A 15156-nucleotide genomic window follows, 5' to 3' on the forward strand; every position below is an offset into this window, starting at 1 on the left:
TTTAGGGATACTCCGATGGGTTACTCGCCGGTCACAAAGATGGCCCGCGCTTACATGGCATATGCGGTGCGGCGGTTATGCGGTGACTTGTTGCCATAGGCCGACTATGGACACAGAATAGAATCTGTTCTACTTTCCGGAAGGGTGACGCGGCCGACAGAAACCCTGGAGCGCCAGTGGACTTCAATCTCGACGAGACACAGACCGACCTGCGCGAACTCGCGGTCGACCTCCTCGGCAGGGAGGTGACCCCGGCCAGACTCGAAGCCCACGAGAAGGGGGACGCGCCCTACGACGCCGCACTGTGGCGCTCCCTCGCCCAGGCGGGGCTGCTCGGCGCCTGCCTGCCGGAGGAGGCCGGAGGCGCGGGGCTCGGGCCGGTGGAGATGGCGGTCGTCCTGCGGGAGATCGGCGCCCACGTGGCCCCGGTCCCCGCCGAGCAGAGCCTGGTCGCGGCGCAGGTGATCACCAGGTACGGCTCTGTGGAGCAGCGTGAGGCCCTCGCCCCGCTGGCCGACGGCGATATCTCTCTGGCAGTCGCCCCCTCCGAGCCGGGTCGTGACTTCGGCGATCTGGGCGCCCCGCCGCTCACGACCGCCCGCGAGGACGGCGCCGGATGGGTGCTGGACGGTGCGAAGGGCACGACGCCGTACGCCGCCCAGGCCGCGAGGATCCTCGTCCCCGCCGCCACCGGGGTCGGGGTCGGCCTGTTCCTGGTCGACCCCGCCGAGGCGGACCTGCGGCCGGTGCCGACCTCCACCGGCGAGCCCGCCGCCACGCTCGTCCTGGAGGGCACCCCCGGCGAGCCCGTCGGGGCGCGGGACGGTGCGGCGGCCGGTGGCCTGCGAAGACTCGCGCTGGCCGGGAACATCGCCGTCACCTCCGGGGTGCTGGCCGGCGCGCTCGCGCTCACCACCGAGTACATCAGGACCCGCAAGCAGTTCGGCCGGGCGCTGGCCGAGTTCCAGGCGGTCACCGTGCAGATCGCCGACGTCTACATCGCGGGGCGGGCGCTGGACGTGGCCGTGTGGTCCGGGGCGTGGCGGCTCGCCGAGGGAGCGGACGAGGAGGCCGAGGCCGACCTGGCCGTCGGCGCACTCACCGCGACCGACCAGGCGCTGCGGGCGCTCTACACCTGCCAGCACCTGCACGGCGGTATCGGGGTGGACGTGACCTATCCGCTGCACCGCTACTTCGCCTGGGGCAAGCACCACGCCCACCTGCTGGGCGGGGTGGAGGCCCGGCTCGACACGATCGGAGCGCTCGTCTGATGCTGATCGACCTCACCCCCGACCAGAAGAGGCTCCGCGACGAACTGCGCGAGTACTTCCGGTCCTGCCTCACCGCGGAGGAACGCGCGCGGATCTCCGCCGACCCGTTCGGCCACGCCTACATGGAGCACTGCCGCGCCCTCGGCCGCGACGGCAGGCTCGGACTCGGCTGGCCCAAGGAGTACGGCGGCGGCGGGTACGGCCCGCTGGAGCAGCAGATCTTCGCCAACGAGATCGCCCGCGCCGAGGTGCCGTATCCGATCATCACCGTGCAGACCGTCGGCCCGACCCTCATGCAGTACGGGACGGCGGCGCAGAAGGAGTTCTTCCTGCCGCGCATCCTGGCCGGGGAGTGTCACTTCGCGATCGGCTACAGCGAGCCGGGGGCGGGCACCGACCTCGCCTCGTTGCGTACCAGCGCGGTCCGCGACGGCGACCACTACGTGGTGAACGGGCAGAAGATCTTCACCTCGGGCGGCCACTACTCCCACTACATCTGGCTCGCCGCCCGCACCGACCCGGACGCGAAGAAGCACCGCGGGATCACGATGATGATCGTCGACTGCTCCGACCCCGGCTACTCGTGGACCCCGATCGTCACCATGGACGGGAACCACCACACCAACTCCACCTACTACTCCGACGTGCGGGTGCCGGTGGACATGGTCGTCGGGGAGGAGAACAAGGGCTGGGACCTGATCGTCAACCAGCTCAACCACGAGCGGGTCACGCTCGGCCCGGCGGGCAACATCGCCCACACCTACGACCGGTTCCTCGCCTGGGCCCGCCGTACCGGCACGATCGAGGAACCCGCGGTACGCAGGGCGCTCGGCCAGGTGTACGCCTACTTCAGGACCAACGAGCTGCTGAACTGGCAGGTCGCGGCCAACATGGACCTCGGCTGGCTGGGCGCCCCCGACGCCTCGGCCACCAAGGTGTACGGCTCGGAGCGGTTGCAGGACGTCGGCAGGATCGTCGGCGAGGTCCTGGCACGCTTCGGCGACCCGTCCGACCCGGAGACGGCGGACCTGATGAGGCGGGTGGACCGTGGCGCGAAGGGCGCGCTCGTGCTCACCTTCGGCGGCGGCGTCAACGAGGTCCAGCGCGAGCTCATCGCGATGCTCGGCCTGAGCCTGCCGAGGCCGCCCCGATGACCGGGACGCCACCGGGACCCCCGGCACCCGAACCCGCCTCCCTGCACGAACGGCTCACCGCCCTGGCGGAGCGGCAGATCGCCGAGGGGGAGGTGCTCGGTGTCGCGGAGGCGGACCCGGTGAACCTCCCGATGATCCGGCACTGGACCGACGCCATCGGCGACACCAACCCGCTCTACACCGACCCCGAGGCCGCCGCGGCGGGAGTGCACGGGGGGATCGTGGCCCCACCGGCGATGATCCAGGTCTGGACGATGCCCGGCGTGGCCGGCAACAGGAGGAAACGGGCGGGTACCCCGATCGACGCGGTTCTCGCGATGCTGGACGAGAACGGCTACACCGGGGTGGTCGCCACCAACTGCGAGCAGACCTACCATCGCTACGTGAGGCTCGGCGAGTCCCTGGTTCCGGCCACCCGGTTGACCGGCATCACCGGCCCGAAGCGGACGGCGCTCGGCGAGGGCTACTTCGTCACCTGGAACATCACCTGGTACGCCGACGGCGAGGCCGTGGCCGACATGCTGTTCCGGGTGCTGAAGTTCCGGCCCTGGCAACCGGCCGGAGGGCCGGGTGAGAACACGCACACCACCGGCGAGGACGGAGCCGCGCTCCCCCGCCCGCCGTATCCGCTGAGACCCGCGGTCAACGCCGACACCGCCTTCTTCTGGGAGGGGGTCACGGCGGGCGAGCTGCGGATCCAGAAGTGCGCCGACTGCGGCGAGCTCCGCCACCCGCCGGGACCGGTCTGCCCGTCGTGCCGTTCGACCGCCCGCACGTTCGTGACGGCGAGCGGCGAGGGGGAGGTCTACAGCTACGTCGTCCACCACAACCCGCAGGTCCCGGGGCTTCGGACGCCTTTCGTGGTCGCCGTGGTGGAACTACCGGAAGGCGTGCGGATCGTGGGCAACGTGGTGGACTGCGCCGCTTCGCGGGTGGGTATCGGTATGCCGGTGCGCCTGACGTACCGCCGGATGGACGACGAGCTGATCCTGCCCATGTGGGTCCCCCTGGAGGTGTGATGCGGACACTTACCGACGACGAGGTGCGGGTCGGAGCTCCGCTTCCCGAGCTCGCGATCGACCTGAGCCCCACCGTGGTCGTGTCGACCGCACTCGCGACCATGGACTTCACCCCCGTCCACCACGACGTCGAGGTCGCGCGGGCGCAGGGGTCGAAGGACATCTTCCTCAACATCCTGACCACCATGGGTCTCGTCGAGCGCTACGTCACCGACTGGACGGGACCCGAGGCCGTCATCCGTGGCATCAACGTCAAGCTCGGCGTCCCCGCGTACGCGGGCGACCGGCTGGCCTTCACCGGCAGCGTGGTCGCCCGCGAGGACGGCGAGTTCACCGTCGAGGTCCGGGGCGGGGTCAGCCTCGGCGCCCACGTCTCGGGCACCGTCAGGTTCGTCCTCCCTGCCCGCTGACCGCGCCCCGGCGGCTGCCGAGAGCGGAGACCGGGGAGGCGGGACCAGCCGAAACGGCGAGAACGGCCCTGAACGGCCGGGAACGGCAGAAACGACGGGAACGGCGGGAACGACGGGAACGACGGGAACGGCGGAAACGGCGAAAACACAGAAAGGCCCTCACCACCGTGGTCTCCTTCTCAGGGAGTACGGCCGTCGCCGGGATCGGCGCGACCGAGTTCTCCAAGCGGTCAGGCAGGTCCGAGCTCCAGCTCGCCGCCGAGGCGGTGTTCGCGGCGCTCGACGACGCGGGCCTCGCGCCCTCGGACGTGGACGGCCTCGTCACCTACACCCAGGACGCCAACCAGGAGATCGCCGTGGCCCGCGAGGTGGGCATCGGCGACCTGTCGTTCTTCTCCCGCGTCCACTACGGCGGCGGCGCGGCGTGCGGGACCGTGCTGCACGCGGCGATGGCAGTCGCCACCGGGGTCGCCGAGACCGTGGTCTGCTACCGGGCGTTCAACGAGCGCTCGGGGAACAGGTACGGCCAGCCCGACGCCCGCGTCGCCGGCGAGCCCTCGTCGCAGGGCCTGGAGATGAGCTGGCATGTGCCGTACGGGCTGATGACCCCCGCGGCCTGGGTCGCGATGTTCGCCCGGCGCTACATGCACACGTACGGCGCCACCTCCGAGGACTTCGGCCGGGTGGCGGTCGCGATGCGCAGGCACGCCGCCACCAACCCCGCCGCGTGGTTCCACGGCCGCCCGATCACCCTGGAGGAGCACCAGGCGTCCAAGTGGATCGTGGAGCCGCTGCACCTGCTCGACTGCTGCCAGGAGAGCGACGGCGCGGTGGCGCTGGTGGTCACCTCCGCCGAGCGGGCGAGGGACCTGCGCGAGGCGCCCGCAGTGATCACCGCCGCCGCCCAGGGGTCCGGCGCCGACCAGATGATGATGACCAGCTACTACCGCGACGACATGACCGGCCTGCCGGAGATGGGGGTGGTCGGCCGCCAGCTCTGGAAGCAGTCGGGGCTCGGGCCCTCGGACGTGCAGACGGCGATCCTGTACGACCACTTCACCCCGTTCGTCCTCACCCAGCTGGAGGAGCTGGGCTTCTGCGGGCGCGGCGAGGCCCGCGACTACGTGGCCGGGGGCGGCATCGAGATCGACGGCCGCCTCCCGGTCAACCCGCACGGCGGCCAGCTCGGAGAGGCGTACATCCACGGCATGAACGGGATCGCCGAGGCCGTCAGGCAGATCAGGGGCACCTCGGCGAACCAGGTCGCCGGGGTGCGGAACGTGCTGGTCACCGCGGGCACGGGGGTGCCGACCAGCGGGCTCGTCCTGTCGTCGGTGTGACCTGAGGTCCTGCGGAGAGGTCGGGATGACCTGAGGTCCTGTGGAGAGACCGGTGTGACCTGAGGTCCTGCGGAGAGGGCCGAGGCCGGGCGCGGACCGGTGCCGGCCTCGGCCGCCCGGCGTTCCGTGTCCTGTTCCCGCCTCCCGCCTCCCGCCTCCGGGCTCTCGGTTCCCGGTGTCCCGGTTTCGGTGAGGCGATCTGGTGCCCCTCGGTGGTGTTCGCCGTCCCACGGAGGCGTTCGTGCGCTCCTCTGACCAGCAGGAAGTTAATAATTCTTGACATCGTGTCTGCTCTGTTTTACGTTTCATCATGTCTACTTTGTTTTACATGGGGAGCGGGCATGTCAACGGAAGAGAAACGGGTGTGGGTCTACGCCGTGGTCGCGATCGGCGTGCTCGCGGTCTACGCCACGATCATCCTCGGTAGGGTCCGGGAGGTCGGCGTCGCCGAGGTCGACTACGTATGGCCGATGATCACGGCCATCGGCGCCGCGATGGTCGCGAACATGGTCGGCAACATGTTCGCCGGGACCGCCCCGCGCGGTGAGGTGGAGAAGGACGAGCGCGACGACGACATCCACCGGCACGGCATGCGAGCCGAGTTCTACGTCCTCGCCATCGGAGTCGTGGGGGCCCTCGGCCTGACGATGGCGGAGTTCGAGCACTTCTGGATCGCCCACGCGCTCTACCTGGCGTTCGTCCTCTCGGCCCTCTCCTCGTCGGCCGTGAAGATCGTCGCGTACCGCCGGGGGTTCTGAGCATGGTCAAGCCCACCAAGATCACCAACGCGATCCGCTCCCTGCGGTTCGCCAACGGGGAGATGACGCAGGCGGAGCTGGCGGAACGCGTCGGCGTGACCCGCCAGACCGTGATCGCCATAGAACAGGGGCGCTACTCGCCCTCGCTGGAGATGGCCTTCAGGATCGCCCGCGTGTTCGGCGTCCCGCTCGACGAGGTCTTCCAGTATCCGGACACCGACTCGCCGAAGGGGACGTAAAACGATGAAGACCATGAAGACGATGAAGGCAGTGGCCAGAGACGACTACTGCTCGCCCGACGCGCTGCGACTCGGCGACGTCGACCGACCGGTCGCGGGGGAGGGCGAGGTGCTGGTACGCGTCCACGCGGCCGGCCTCGACCACGGCGTCTGGCACGTCACGACGGGCCTGCCCTACGTCGTCCGCGCCGCGGGCTTCGGGCTGCTCAAGCCGAAGAACCGCCTTCTCGGCATGGACGTCGCCGGCCGCGTCGAGGCGGTCGGCGAGGGTGTGACCCGGTTCGGGGTCGGTGACGAGGTGTTCGGCACCTGCGAGGGGGCCTTCGCCGAGTACGCGTGCGCCAGGCAGGACAGGCTGGTTCCCAAACCCGCGAACATCACCTTCGAGCAGGCCGCGGCGACTCCCGGCTCCGCCTACACGGCCCTGCAGGGGCTTCGCGGCGGAGGAGAGGTGAAGCCGGGGTCGAAGGTGCTGGTCATCGGCGCGGGCGGCGGCGTCGGGACGTTCGCGGTGCAGCTGGCCAAGGCGTTCGGCGCCGACGTCACCGGGGTGTGCGGCGCGGCGAAGACGGAGCTGGTCCGGTCGATCGGCGCGGACGAGGTCGTCGACCACACCCGTGAGGACTTCGCGGACGGGAGGCGCCGCTACGACCTCATCCTCGACACGGGGGGCAACCGCTCGCTGTCCCACCTGCGGCGCGCCCTCACCCCTCGGGGAACGCTCGTCATCGTCGGCGGCGAGCGGAAGGGGCGGTGGTTGCAGGGCACCGACCGCCAGCTCCGGGCGATGCTGCTCTCGCCGTTCGTGGCGCAGAAGCTGTGCGCGCTGATGTTGCGGGAGAGCGAGAAGGACCTCCGGTTTCTGGGGAAGGCCGTCGAGGAGGGCAAGGTCACGCCGGTCGTCGACCGGACGTACCCGCTGGGCGAGCTTCCCGAGGCCATCCGGTACCTCCGAGGTGGTCACCCGAAAGGCAAGGTCGTCATCACCGTGTGAGGCGCGGAGGAGGGGGGCGGGGAGAGGACGTGAGAAGGGCGCGGCCGGTGGGCCGCGCCCTTCGTGTCACGCGTCGGGAGTCGGGGAACTCAGCAGCTCAGGTTGCCACCGGGGGTGGTGCCGAGGATCTGCACGAAGCGCTGGTAGGTGTTGATCCGGCTCTGTACCTGCGCCGGGTTCCTGCCGTTGCACTCCAGGCTGCCGTTGATGCTGCGGATCGTCTCGCCGAAGCCGCGGCCGTTGACCATCGCGTTGTGCGGTGTCATCGTGCCGGGACCGTTCTGGGTGTTCCAGTACCACAGGGCGGTCTTCCAGGCCACCGACGCGTCGTTCTGCACCAGGTACGGGTTGCCGAGCAGGTTGATGCCGAGCGCGTCGCCCGCCGCCTTGTAGTTGAAGTTCCAGCTCAGCTGGATCGGCCCGCGCCCGTAGTAGGCCGACTGGCCCGCGGGGCAGCCGTACGACCGGCTCGTGTCGCAGTAGTGCGAGTAGTTCGCGGTGTTCTGCTCGACGATGTGAACCAGGCCGCCGGTCTCGTGGCTGGCGTTGGCGAGGAAGGCGGCAGCCTCCTGCTTCCTGACGGTGTCACTGCCGGTCTTCGCGAAACCCGGGTAGGCGCTCAGCGCCGCGGTGAGGCCGCTGTAGGTGTAGAACGAGTTCCGGTTCGGGAACATCTGGTTGAACTGGGCCTGGCTCACGACGAAGCCCGAGGTGGGCGGGTTCGTGGGAGGGGTGGTGGGCGTCGTGCCGCAGGTGTACGGCTCCCAGTACCAGGTGCTGATCACCGGGTCGTAGCCGGGGTTCTCGTTCTTGGCGCGGTAGAACCGGCCGTTGGTGTATTTGACGATGCTTCCGGCGGCGTACCAGGTGCCCGCGACCCAGTTCGGGTGGTTGCAGTTGCCGGAGGGGGGAGGCGTCGTACCGCCGCCCCCGCAGGCGCCCTGGTCGGCCCACACGTCGGCGGTGCCGGGGGTCTCGTTCTGGGTCCACCACTTCGCCGACCAGTTGCGGCCGTTGTGGGAGGCGGTCATGCCGCCGGTGTAGACCGCCGAGGACTTCCACGCGGCGACGCAGGCCGGGGCGGCCACTGAGGACACTGCGGAGGCGGAGGCCGCGGGGAGGGCGACCGCCAGCACGCCCGTGACCGCCAGGGCGGCGAGGGCGGCCATGATTCGCTGTCTCAACACTTGATCACTCCTTCGTGCGGTGGGGGCCGCGGAGGTTCGAGGCGCCGCGCGACCGGGGCGCGAGCGGCTCACCCGAGAACCTTGCAGGCCCGGTCAGGGCGAGTAAGGAGGGGGTGCGCCGCATGATCGCTCCCGTGGGGGGAAACCGGGGGTGTGGGACGTCCGGACGGTCGGACTCCCGTGCGATGACGATCCGCGCCATCGAGGTTCGCGCAGCTCTTGGTTCGGGTCGAACGGTTGTCGGGGGCCTTCGAGGCACCCGCCTTAAGTTTCTCTTAAGAAACTTTCCTAAGAGTTTCCGTGATACTAGTCCTGACAGGTCGCTGTCACAACCCGATGACGCTTGATTGCCGTTGCCGTGGGACGAATGCGCCCCGAATCCGATATAGCCCGCGTCCGGTTAATTCACATCAGTGGTGTAAGTCCGGTTAGACGATAGATGTAACTTTTATAGGCGTTTCGGATGTCATCATGTGCGTCATGTTGGAATCCCTCGGGCTCGATCCAATGGAGGAGCGCGTCTACCGGTTCCTGGTGGCCACGGCGGAGGCGGACATCACCGACCTCATAGGAAACCTGGGCATCGACGCCCAGACGGTCGAGACGATACTGATATCCATGCGGGTCAGAGGGCTGATCAGGACGATCGGTCCCGGCAGGCGGCGGTTCGCCGCCGTGGCCCCCGACATCGTGCTGGGCTCGCAACTCCTGCGCCACCAGCAGGCGATCGACTGGGCGCGGCGCGAGGTGGACCAGCTCTCCGAGGAGTACCGCGACAGCGTCCGCCGCCGCGACGCCGGTCGGCTGGTCGAGGTCCTGCCGAACCGCGCCGCGCTCCAGGAGCGCCTCGACCACCTGCAGGAGACCGCCCGCCACGAGGTCCTCCACTTCTGCCGGGACCACGAGACCGTACTGCCCTCGGAGGAGAACCACGCCGAGTTCGCCGCGCTGCGCCGCGGGGTCGAGTACCGGGTGATCTACGAGAAGCCCCTGCTGGCGGAGGAGGGGATGCCGGCCGACATCGCGTACGGGGTGAAGCTGGGCGAGCAGGCCAGGGTCATGTCGTGGCTGCCGGTGCGGCTGACGATCGTCGACCACGAGACCGCCGTACTGCCCCTGGTCCAGGTGGACGGGATCTCCGAGCAGACGGCGGCACTGATCCGGGGCGGCCAGCTGCTGGAGGCGCTGATCGCCCTCTTCGAGTGCTACTGGGAACGGGCGACCCTGCTGCGGATCGCCGAGGACGGAGCGCTCACCGAGAGGACGACGCGCTGCCCGCTCGGCCCCGACGACCTCTACCTGGTCTCGCTGCTGGTCGGCGGCGCGTCGGACACGTCGATCGCCACCCAGCTGGGGGTGAGCCAGCGGACCGTGCAGCGGCGCGTCTCGAACATCCTGGACGTCACCGGCGCACGGACGCGCACGCAGCTGGCCTGGCGTGCCGCCACCGAACACTGGCTCTGAGCGAGAAGGGCTGACGGGAGTCCGCGAAGCGTCAACCCCCGCGCGCCGCTCAACCGTGATGCGACGGGAGAGACTCCGGCCTTCGGACCGGGGAGGAGTTCACGGAGTGGTCATCATCGGCACCGCGAAGAAGACGATCATCGCGATCGTCACCGCGATGACGAAACCGATCACTTCCCAGGCCCAGTCGTGGTGGGCCGCGCTCTTCGTCGCCTTGTGACTGCGCGGTGCCCGGCCGCTCCTGCGTTCGAGGGACGCGGCCCGGTCGGCAAGAGAGGATGCCGCCTCGTCCGCGCCGGTCTCCGCGCGTGTCGGGGGCATCGGAGGTATCGCCGCGAACCCGTTCCCCGGCATGGTCGTCGCCGCGTCGTCCCGCGTGGTGTCGGCCCGCGCCGCCTCGTACGACGTCAGAGTGTGGTTCGGAGGTGCGGAGGGCAGGGGGGCGTCGTCGGTCTGCTGGTCCTCGCGCATGACCCAGCGGGGCAGGCGCAGCTGGGCGCGACCGGCGGAGGTGCGGAGATGGTCGGTCCGGGGGGTCCAGTCGGGAAGCGAGAAGTGGGAGCGGTCGTCGTCGCCGGCGAGCGCGTGCCGCCCGCCTCCTCGCGCAGGAGGCATGGAAGAAGGAGTGGCCTCTCGAACGGAAGAGGGATCGGCTCCTCGGGCCGGAGAAGGACCGGCTTCTCGTACGGACGATGAATCGGCTTCTCGCGCGGGCGATGAAGAGGAGGACCGGCGCTCGCGGTCGGCGAGGGCGTCGAGCTGGTCGGTCTGCAGGGGCCAGCCGGGCAGGGGAGGTGTGTCGTCCAGCACGTCCCCGAGGGGGCCGCCCAGCACGTCGCCGGGACCGTCGTCCAGCACGTCGCCGTGGTTACCGCGGTTTCCGTGGGGCGGGAGGCCGGTGAGCGGCGTGGCCTCCGGCCTCCGAGGAGACTCGACGAGCGGAGCCCGCAGGGTCTCGGCGGAGGGCATCCTGAGGGATTCCGCGGAGGGTGCCGGAGCCGCCTCGGTGCTCTTGCTGCTCCCGGTGAACGGCGCGCGGGGGGTCCTCGGGGGAAAGAGCAGAGAGATCTCGGCGAACGAGAGCTGGGGTGTCTCAAGGTAGGGAGCCCCGAGCGGAGGGCGGGAGATCTCAGCGTGCGGAGCCCGAGCCGAGGGCGGAGCCGGGGTCTGGGGTGCCTCGGGGTGCGGAGCCCGGGAAGCCTCGGCGAACGAGGGCTGGGAGGTCTCGGCGTGCGGAGCCTGGGACGTCCCCGAGTGTGGAGCCTGAGGCGTCTCGGGGGGAGAGGTCTCGGTGCGGGGGGCCGCGGCGACGAGCCTGTCGGTGTGGGCGCGGGCTGCCCGCGCCTCGGGGCTGAGCGGGCGGAAGAGATCTCCCCGCGCGGGAGGCTCGTCCAGCACGTCCCCGGAAACCGGTGCCGGAGGCGCCGCCCGGCGCGGCCGGGGACGCTGGAGGCGGCGGCGAGGCCGCAGAGCCGCGGTGTCCAGGGCGGTGAGCACGGAATCGCCGAGCCTGAGCATCGGCTCCGTGGTGGCCTCGTGCGTGGAGACGGCGTCGGGATCCCGCGGCGCGAAGGGATCGGGGAAGCGGTCCTCCGCCATGTGGTCCGGCACGGGGAAGGCCGAGGCATCGATCGGGGGACCGGTCTGCGCGAGCGGCAGCGGCCACGCGGGCGTCGTCGGCCACAGCTGCCTGAACAGCGGCGACGTCGACAGTCCGGCGGAGGCGGCGGGCGGCGCCTTCGGCCCGAGCACGGCGGCGCGCAGTCTCGCCGGGGGAGTCGCCCAGGGGGCGAGGTTGAGAACGTCGCGGACCGGGGCGACGGCGAGGGCGCCGAACACCTCCGTCATGTGCTCGGGAACCTTGGCCGAGGCGAGGGCGCGGCCCAGCGACTGGGCGAAGCGGCGGCAGGCGCTCACCGTCAGTTCGTCGGCGGTGTCGACGGCCACGTCGAGCACCCAGGACAGCTCGGAGGCGTCCATCTCGCACACGCCCGAGAGATACAGCACCTCACGCTGGTGCGTGCGCAGGTCGCTCAGGACGCGGTCGACGAGGGCGGCGGCCGGGTCGAGGCCGATGGCGGGGGGCGAGTAGACGATGTCGCGCAAAAAGATCTCGCGGCGGGCGAGCGCGTACAGCGCGGCGCGCGGCGGTTCCGTGTCCGAGACACCGGAGAGGACGGCCACCAGGACGTCGGAAGCCGAGTCCGCGTCGCCCAACTGGTCGTGGGAGTAGGCGAACAGCCCTGCTGCGTGGCGGTCGTAGAGCTCGGCGATCAGTTCGACGCGCGAGCGTTGACCGAGGAGCGGTTGGGTCACTGGACCGGTTCCTCTGGTGTTTCGGCGAGCGTGATGGAGGGGGGCGGCTGTGAGGCCTGGGACATATGGTGCCAGAGGGATGGACTCCGGCAATGTGGGTAATCATGTCAAGTCATGGGCACCTCCCGCACTACTCAATGCCCTTTTGTTGAGAAATACACTTGTGGATCTCCTCCGGAGCTGGTTGGGAAAAGCCTGGAAGACAGATCGGAGAAGAGGGGCATAGGCTGACCTGTGCTGGATCATGGGGACGGTTGTGGCAGGGGAGCCGTAACCCTGCGAAAACAAGAGGTTGCGCATGATCACATTCAACGGTGTCACCAAGCGCTACGCCGACGGGACCGTCGCCGTGGACAACCTGAGCCTTGAGGTGCCGACCGGGGAGATAACCGTCTTCGTCGGTCCCTCGGGATGCGGTAAGACGACATCCCTCCGCATGATCAACAGAATGATCGACGCCTCGGAGGGACAGATCCTCCTCGACGGCGTCGACGTCAAGACCATCGACCCGCCGACCCTGCGCAGGGGCATCGGCTACGTCATCCAGCAGGCCGGGCTCTTCCCGCACCGCAAGATCGTCGACAACGTGGCGACGGTGCCCCTGCTGCTCGGCTGGGACAAGAAGAAGGCGCGCGACCGCGCGATGGAGCTGCTCGAACGGGTCGGGCTCGACCCCAAGATGGCCGGCCGCTACCCCTTCCAGCTCTCCGGCGGGCAGCAGCAGCGCGTCGGCGTGGCCCGCGCGCTCGCCGCCGACCCGCCCGTACTGCTGATGGACGAGCCGTTCAGCGCGGTCGACCCGATCGTCCGTACGAGCCTGCAGGAGGAGCTCCTGCGGCTCCAGGCCGAGCTGAACAAGACCATCGTGTTTGTCACCCACGACATCGATGAGGCCGTCAAGCTCGGTGACCGGGTCGCCGTGCTCCGCGTCGGAGGCCACCTCGCCCAGCTCGACGACCCCGCGACGCTGCTGGCCAGGCCCGCCGACGACTTCGTCCGCGAGTTCCTGGGCCGCGACCGGGGCATCCGGCGGCTGTCGTTCGTCTCGGACGAGGGAGTGCGGCTCCGCACCGACCTGCTCGCCCCCGCCTCCACCGACACCGCCACGGCGCGTGCCACCGGAGAGTCGTGGCTCGCCGTGGTGGACGGGGAGAACCGGCCGCTGGGCTGGGCCGCCGTCAAGGACCTGCCCGAGTCGGGCACCCTCGCCGACGCCGAACTCGCGCCGTACGGGACCTTCGTCAGCGGACGAGACTCGCTGCGCGCCGCGCTGGACGCGACGCTGCTGTCCCCGTCGGGCAGCGCGGTCGCGGTGGACGAGACGGGCAAGGCCGTGGGCGCCGCCACCCGCGAGTCGCTGGACGAGGCGCTGGCCACGGTGGCGAGCAGCATCGGCGGCCCGTCGCGAGCCGCCGCCGCTCCCGCAGGAGGCGGCAGCGGTGTCGCGGGCGGCGCAGCCGAGGTCACGGAAAGCGGCGACACCGCCGCTCCCGCAGGGGGCGTCGATGGGTGAGGAGCCCCTGGTCCGCTGGGACTGGATCGGGCGCAACTGGCCCACGATCCAGGGCCTGCTCGAAGACCACATCGTGATGGCGCTGGTGCCTATCCTCGTAGGGCTGATCATCGCGCTCCCGCTCGGGCTGGCAGGAGTCCGCTGGCGCTGGCTCTACCAGCCGACCGTCGGCGTGATGAACGTGATCTACTCGCTGCCCTCGCTCGCCGTCTTCATCGTGCTCATCCCGATCACCGGCCTCGCCACGCGGATGACCGTGATGGTCCCGCTCACCTTCTACGCCATGGCGGTGCTGATCCCCGCGGTCGTCGACGGACTGCGCTCGGTCCCCGACCACGTGCGTCAGTCCGCGGTGGCGATGGGCTTCACCCCGCTGCGCAGGCTGCTCCAGGTCGAGCTGCCGATCGCGGTACCGGTCGTGCTCGCCGGGCTCAGGGTGGCCACGGTCGCGAGCGTCAGCCTGGTCAGCGTCGGCGCGCTGGTCGGCAGGGGCGGGCTCGGCTACCTGTTCATCGACGGCTGGCAGCGGCAGTTCTACACCCCGATCGTCGTCGGCATCGTGCTGGTCGTGGTGCTCGCGGGGATCGCCGACCTGCTGCTCATCCTGGCGCAGCGCCTGCTCACCCCGTGGTCGAGAGCGAGGGGGTCCGCGTGAAACGGTTGATCGTGTCTCGTACGGCCTGTACGGCTCTGCGGATCGGGGCTCGCGCGGTCCGTGAGGATCGGCCGATCGGGTGGCGGATGTCGTTGATGTCGCTGACGTCGTTGATGACGCGGGTGTCGCGGGTAAGGGGGGCCGCGTGAACTGGCTGCTCGACTTCTTCGGCGACCCGGCCAACTGGTCGGGACCCGACGGGATCCCCAACAGGCTGCTCGAACACCTGGAGTTCGCCGGTCTCTCGCTGCTCCTCGCCATGCTGATCGCGCTGCCGCTGGGGCTGCTGATCGGTCACACCGGCCGGGGCGCCCTGTTCGTCATCCTCACCGCCAACGCGGCCCGCGCTCTGCCGACGCTCGGCCTGCTCGTCCTCATCGTCCTGTTCCTGGGCGTCGGCACGAGCCTGCCGGTGCTCATCCCGCTGGTGGCGCTGGCCGTGCCGCCCATCCTGGTCAACACGTACGAGGGCATCCGAGGGGTCGACCCCGACCTGCGTGACGCCGCGTACGGCATGGGCCTGCGGGGCGGGCAGGTCCTGGGCCGGGTGCTGGTGCCGGTCGCGCTGCCGCTCATCCTGCTGGGTCTGCGCCTGGCGGCGATCCAGGTGGTGGCGACCGCGACGGTGGCCGCGTACGTAGGCTTGGGCGGTCTCGGCCGCTTCATCATCGACGGTCTCGCGACCAAGAATTTCCCGAGCACGATCGGCGGAGCGGTTCTCGTAGCACTGCTCGCGTTGATCGTTCAGCTCGGGTTCACCCTGGTACAGCGCGCAACGGTCTCCCCGGGGGTGAGCGAGCGCCAGGCCATCAGATAGTCTTCATTACCCCCCGTTT

14 protein-coding genes are annotated in these 15156 nt (G+C 70.1%); 12 read left to right on the top strand and 2 right to left on the bottom strand.

What is annotated here, in order from left to right:
* The first annotated feature begins 176 nt into the window (after nucleotides 1–176).
* The 8 genes from ABZ664_RS12665 (at nucleotide 177) to ABZ664_RS12700 (ending at nucleotide 7185) form a co-directional block, all read left to right on the top strand.
* Nucleotides 177–1271 carry an acyl-CoA dehydrogenase family protein gene (locus ABZ664_RS12665; protein WP_362507397.1) on the top strand — a complete coding sequence of 365 codons (1095 nt, stop codon included), beginning with the start codon at nucleotides 177–179 and terminating at the stop codon, nucleotides 1269–1271.
* Entirely contained in the window at nucleotides 1271–2425 is a 1155-nt protein-coding gene (locus ABZ664_RS12670) for an acyl-CoA dehydrogenase family protein (protein WP_362507400.1), read from the top strand. Before ABZ664_RS12665 ends, ABZ664_RS12670 begins: the two co-directional genes overlap by 1 nt.
* Nucleotides 2422–3444, top strand: coding sequence for a bifunctional MaoC family dehydratase N-terminal/OB-fold nucleic acid binding domain-containing protein (locus ABZ664_RS12675; protein WP_362507403.1), 1023 nt, complete (start codon nucleotides 2422–2424; stop codon nucleotides 3442–3444). The genes ABZ664_RS12670 and ABZ664_RS12675 overlap by 4 nt, the downstream gene beginning before the upstream one ends.
* Nucleotides 3444–3854, top strand: a complete 411-nt coding sequence (locus ABZ664_RS12680) for a MaoC/PaaZ C-terminal domain-containing protein (RefSeq protein WP_362507406.1) — start codon at nucleotides 3444–3446, stop codon at nucleotides 3852–3854. The genes ABZ664_RS12675 and ABZ664_RS12680 overlap by 1 nt, the downstream gene beginning before the upstream one ends.
* Nucleotides 3855–4021: 167 nt before the next feature.
* On the top strand, nucleotides 4022–5194 hold the full coding sequence (locus tag ABZ664_RS12685) for a lipid-transfer protein (RefSeq protein ID WP_362507409.1): 1173 nt from the start codon (nucleotides 4022–4024) through the stop codon (nucleotides 5192–5194).
* A 341-nt stretch (nucleotides 5195–5535) separates the two neighbouring features.
* A complete protein-coding gene (locus ABZ664_RS12690; RefSeq protein ID WP_362507412.1) occupies nucleotides 5536–5952 on the top strand; it encodes a hypothetical protein in 417 nt (138 codons plus the stop codon).
* 2 nt (nucleotides 5953–5954) lie between these two features.
* Nucleotides 5955–6191, top strand: a complete 237-nt coding sequence (locus ABZ664_RS12695) for a helix-turn-helix transcriptional regulator (protein WP_362507415.1) — start codon at nucleotides 5955–5957, stop codon at nucleotides 6189–6191.
* A gap of 13 nt (nucleotides 6192–6204) precedes the next feature.
* Entirely contained in the window at nucleotides 6205–7185 is a 981-nt protein-coding gene (locus ABZ664_RS12700; protein WP_362507418.1) for an NAD(P)-dependent alcohol dehydrogenase, read from the top strand.
* A gap of 89 nt (nucleotides 7186–7274) precedes the next feature.
* Here ABZ664_RS12700 and ABZ664_RS12705 read toward each other — a convergent pair whose 3' ends face one another.
* Nucleotides 7275–8372, bottom strand: a complete 1098-nt coding sequence (locus tag ABZ664_RS12705; protein WP_362507421.1) for a glycoside hydrolase family 19 protein — start codon at nucleotides 8370–8372, stop codon at nucleotides 7275–7277.
* Between the two features lie 480 nt (nucleotides 8373–8852).
* On the opposite strand from ABZ664_RS12705, the gene ABZ664_RS12710 reads away from it, so the two are divergent.
* Nucleotides 8853–9836, top strand: a complete 984-nt coding sequence (locus ABZ664_RS12710) for a helix-turn-helix domain-containing protein (protein WP_362507424.1) — start codon at nucleotides 8853–8855, stop codon at nucleotides 9834–9836.
* A 99-nt stretch (nucleotides 9837–9935) separates the two neighbouring features.
* On the opposite strand, the gene ABZ664_RS12715 is transcribed toward ABZ664_RS12710, so the two are convergent.
* Nucleotides 9936–12152: a hypothetical protein gene (locus tag ABZ664_RS12715; protein ID WP_362507428.1), complete on the bottom strand. Its 2217-nt coding sequence runs from the start codon at nucleotides 12150–12152 to the stop codon at nucleotides 9936–9938.
* A gap of 298 nt (nucleotides 12153–12450) precedes the next feature.
* Between ABZ664_RS12715 and ABZ664_RS12720 the strand changes: the two genes are divergently transcribed.
* The 3 genes from ABZ664_RS12720 to ABZ664_RS12730 all read left to right on the top strand — a co-directional run bounded on the left by ABZ664_RS12720 (nucleotide 12451) and on the right by ABZ664_RS12730 (nucleotide 15137).
* Complete coding sequence (locus tag ABZ664_RS12720) at nucleotides 12451–13665, top strand: ABC transporter ATP-binding protein (RefSeq protein ID WP_362507431.1); 1215 nt, start codon at nucleotides 12451–12453, stop codon at nucleotides 13663–13665.
* Nucleotides 13658–14320, top strand: a complete 663-nt coding sequence (locus tag ABZ664_RS12725; protein WP_362507434.1) for an ABC transporter permease — start codon at nucleotides 13658–13660, stop codon at nucleotides 14318–14320. Before ABZ664_RS12720 ends, ABZ664_RS12725 begins: the two co-directional genes overlap by 8 nt.
* A gap of 145 nt (nucleotides 14321–14465) precedes the next feature.
* Nucleotides 14466–15137 (top strand): ABC transporter permease, encoded by a 672-nt coding sequence (locus ABZ664_RS12730; protein ID WP_350947516.1) that lies wholly within the window; start codon nucleotides 14466–14468, stop codon nucleotides 15135–15137.
* The last annotated feature ends 19 nt before the right edge of the window (nucleotides 15138–15156 follow it).

The sequence above is a fragment of the Streptosporangium sp. NPDC006930 genome (genome assembly GCF_040635605.1).
In the GTDB taxonomy this organism is placed as follows: domain Bacteria; phylum Actinomycetota; class Actinomycetes; order Streptosporangiales; family Streptosporangiaceae; genus Streptosporangium.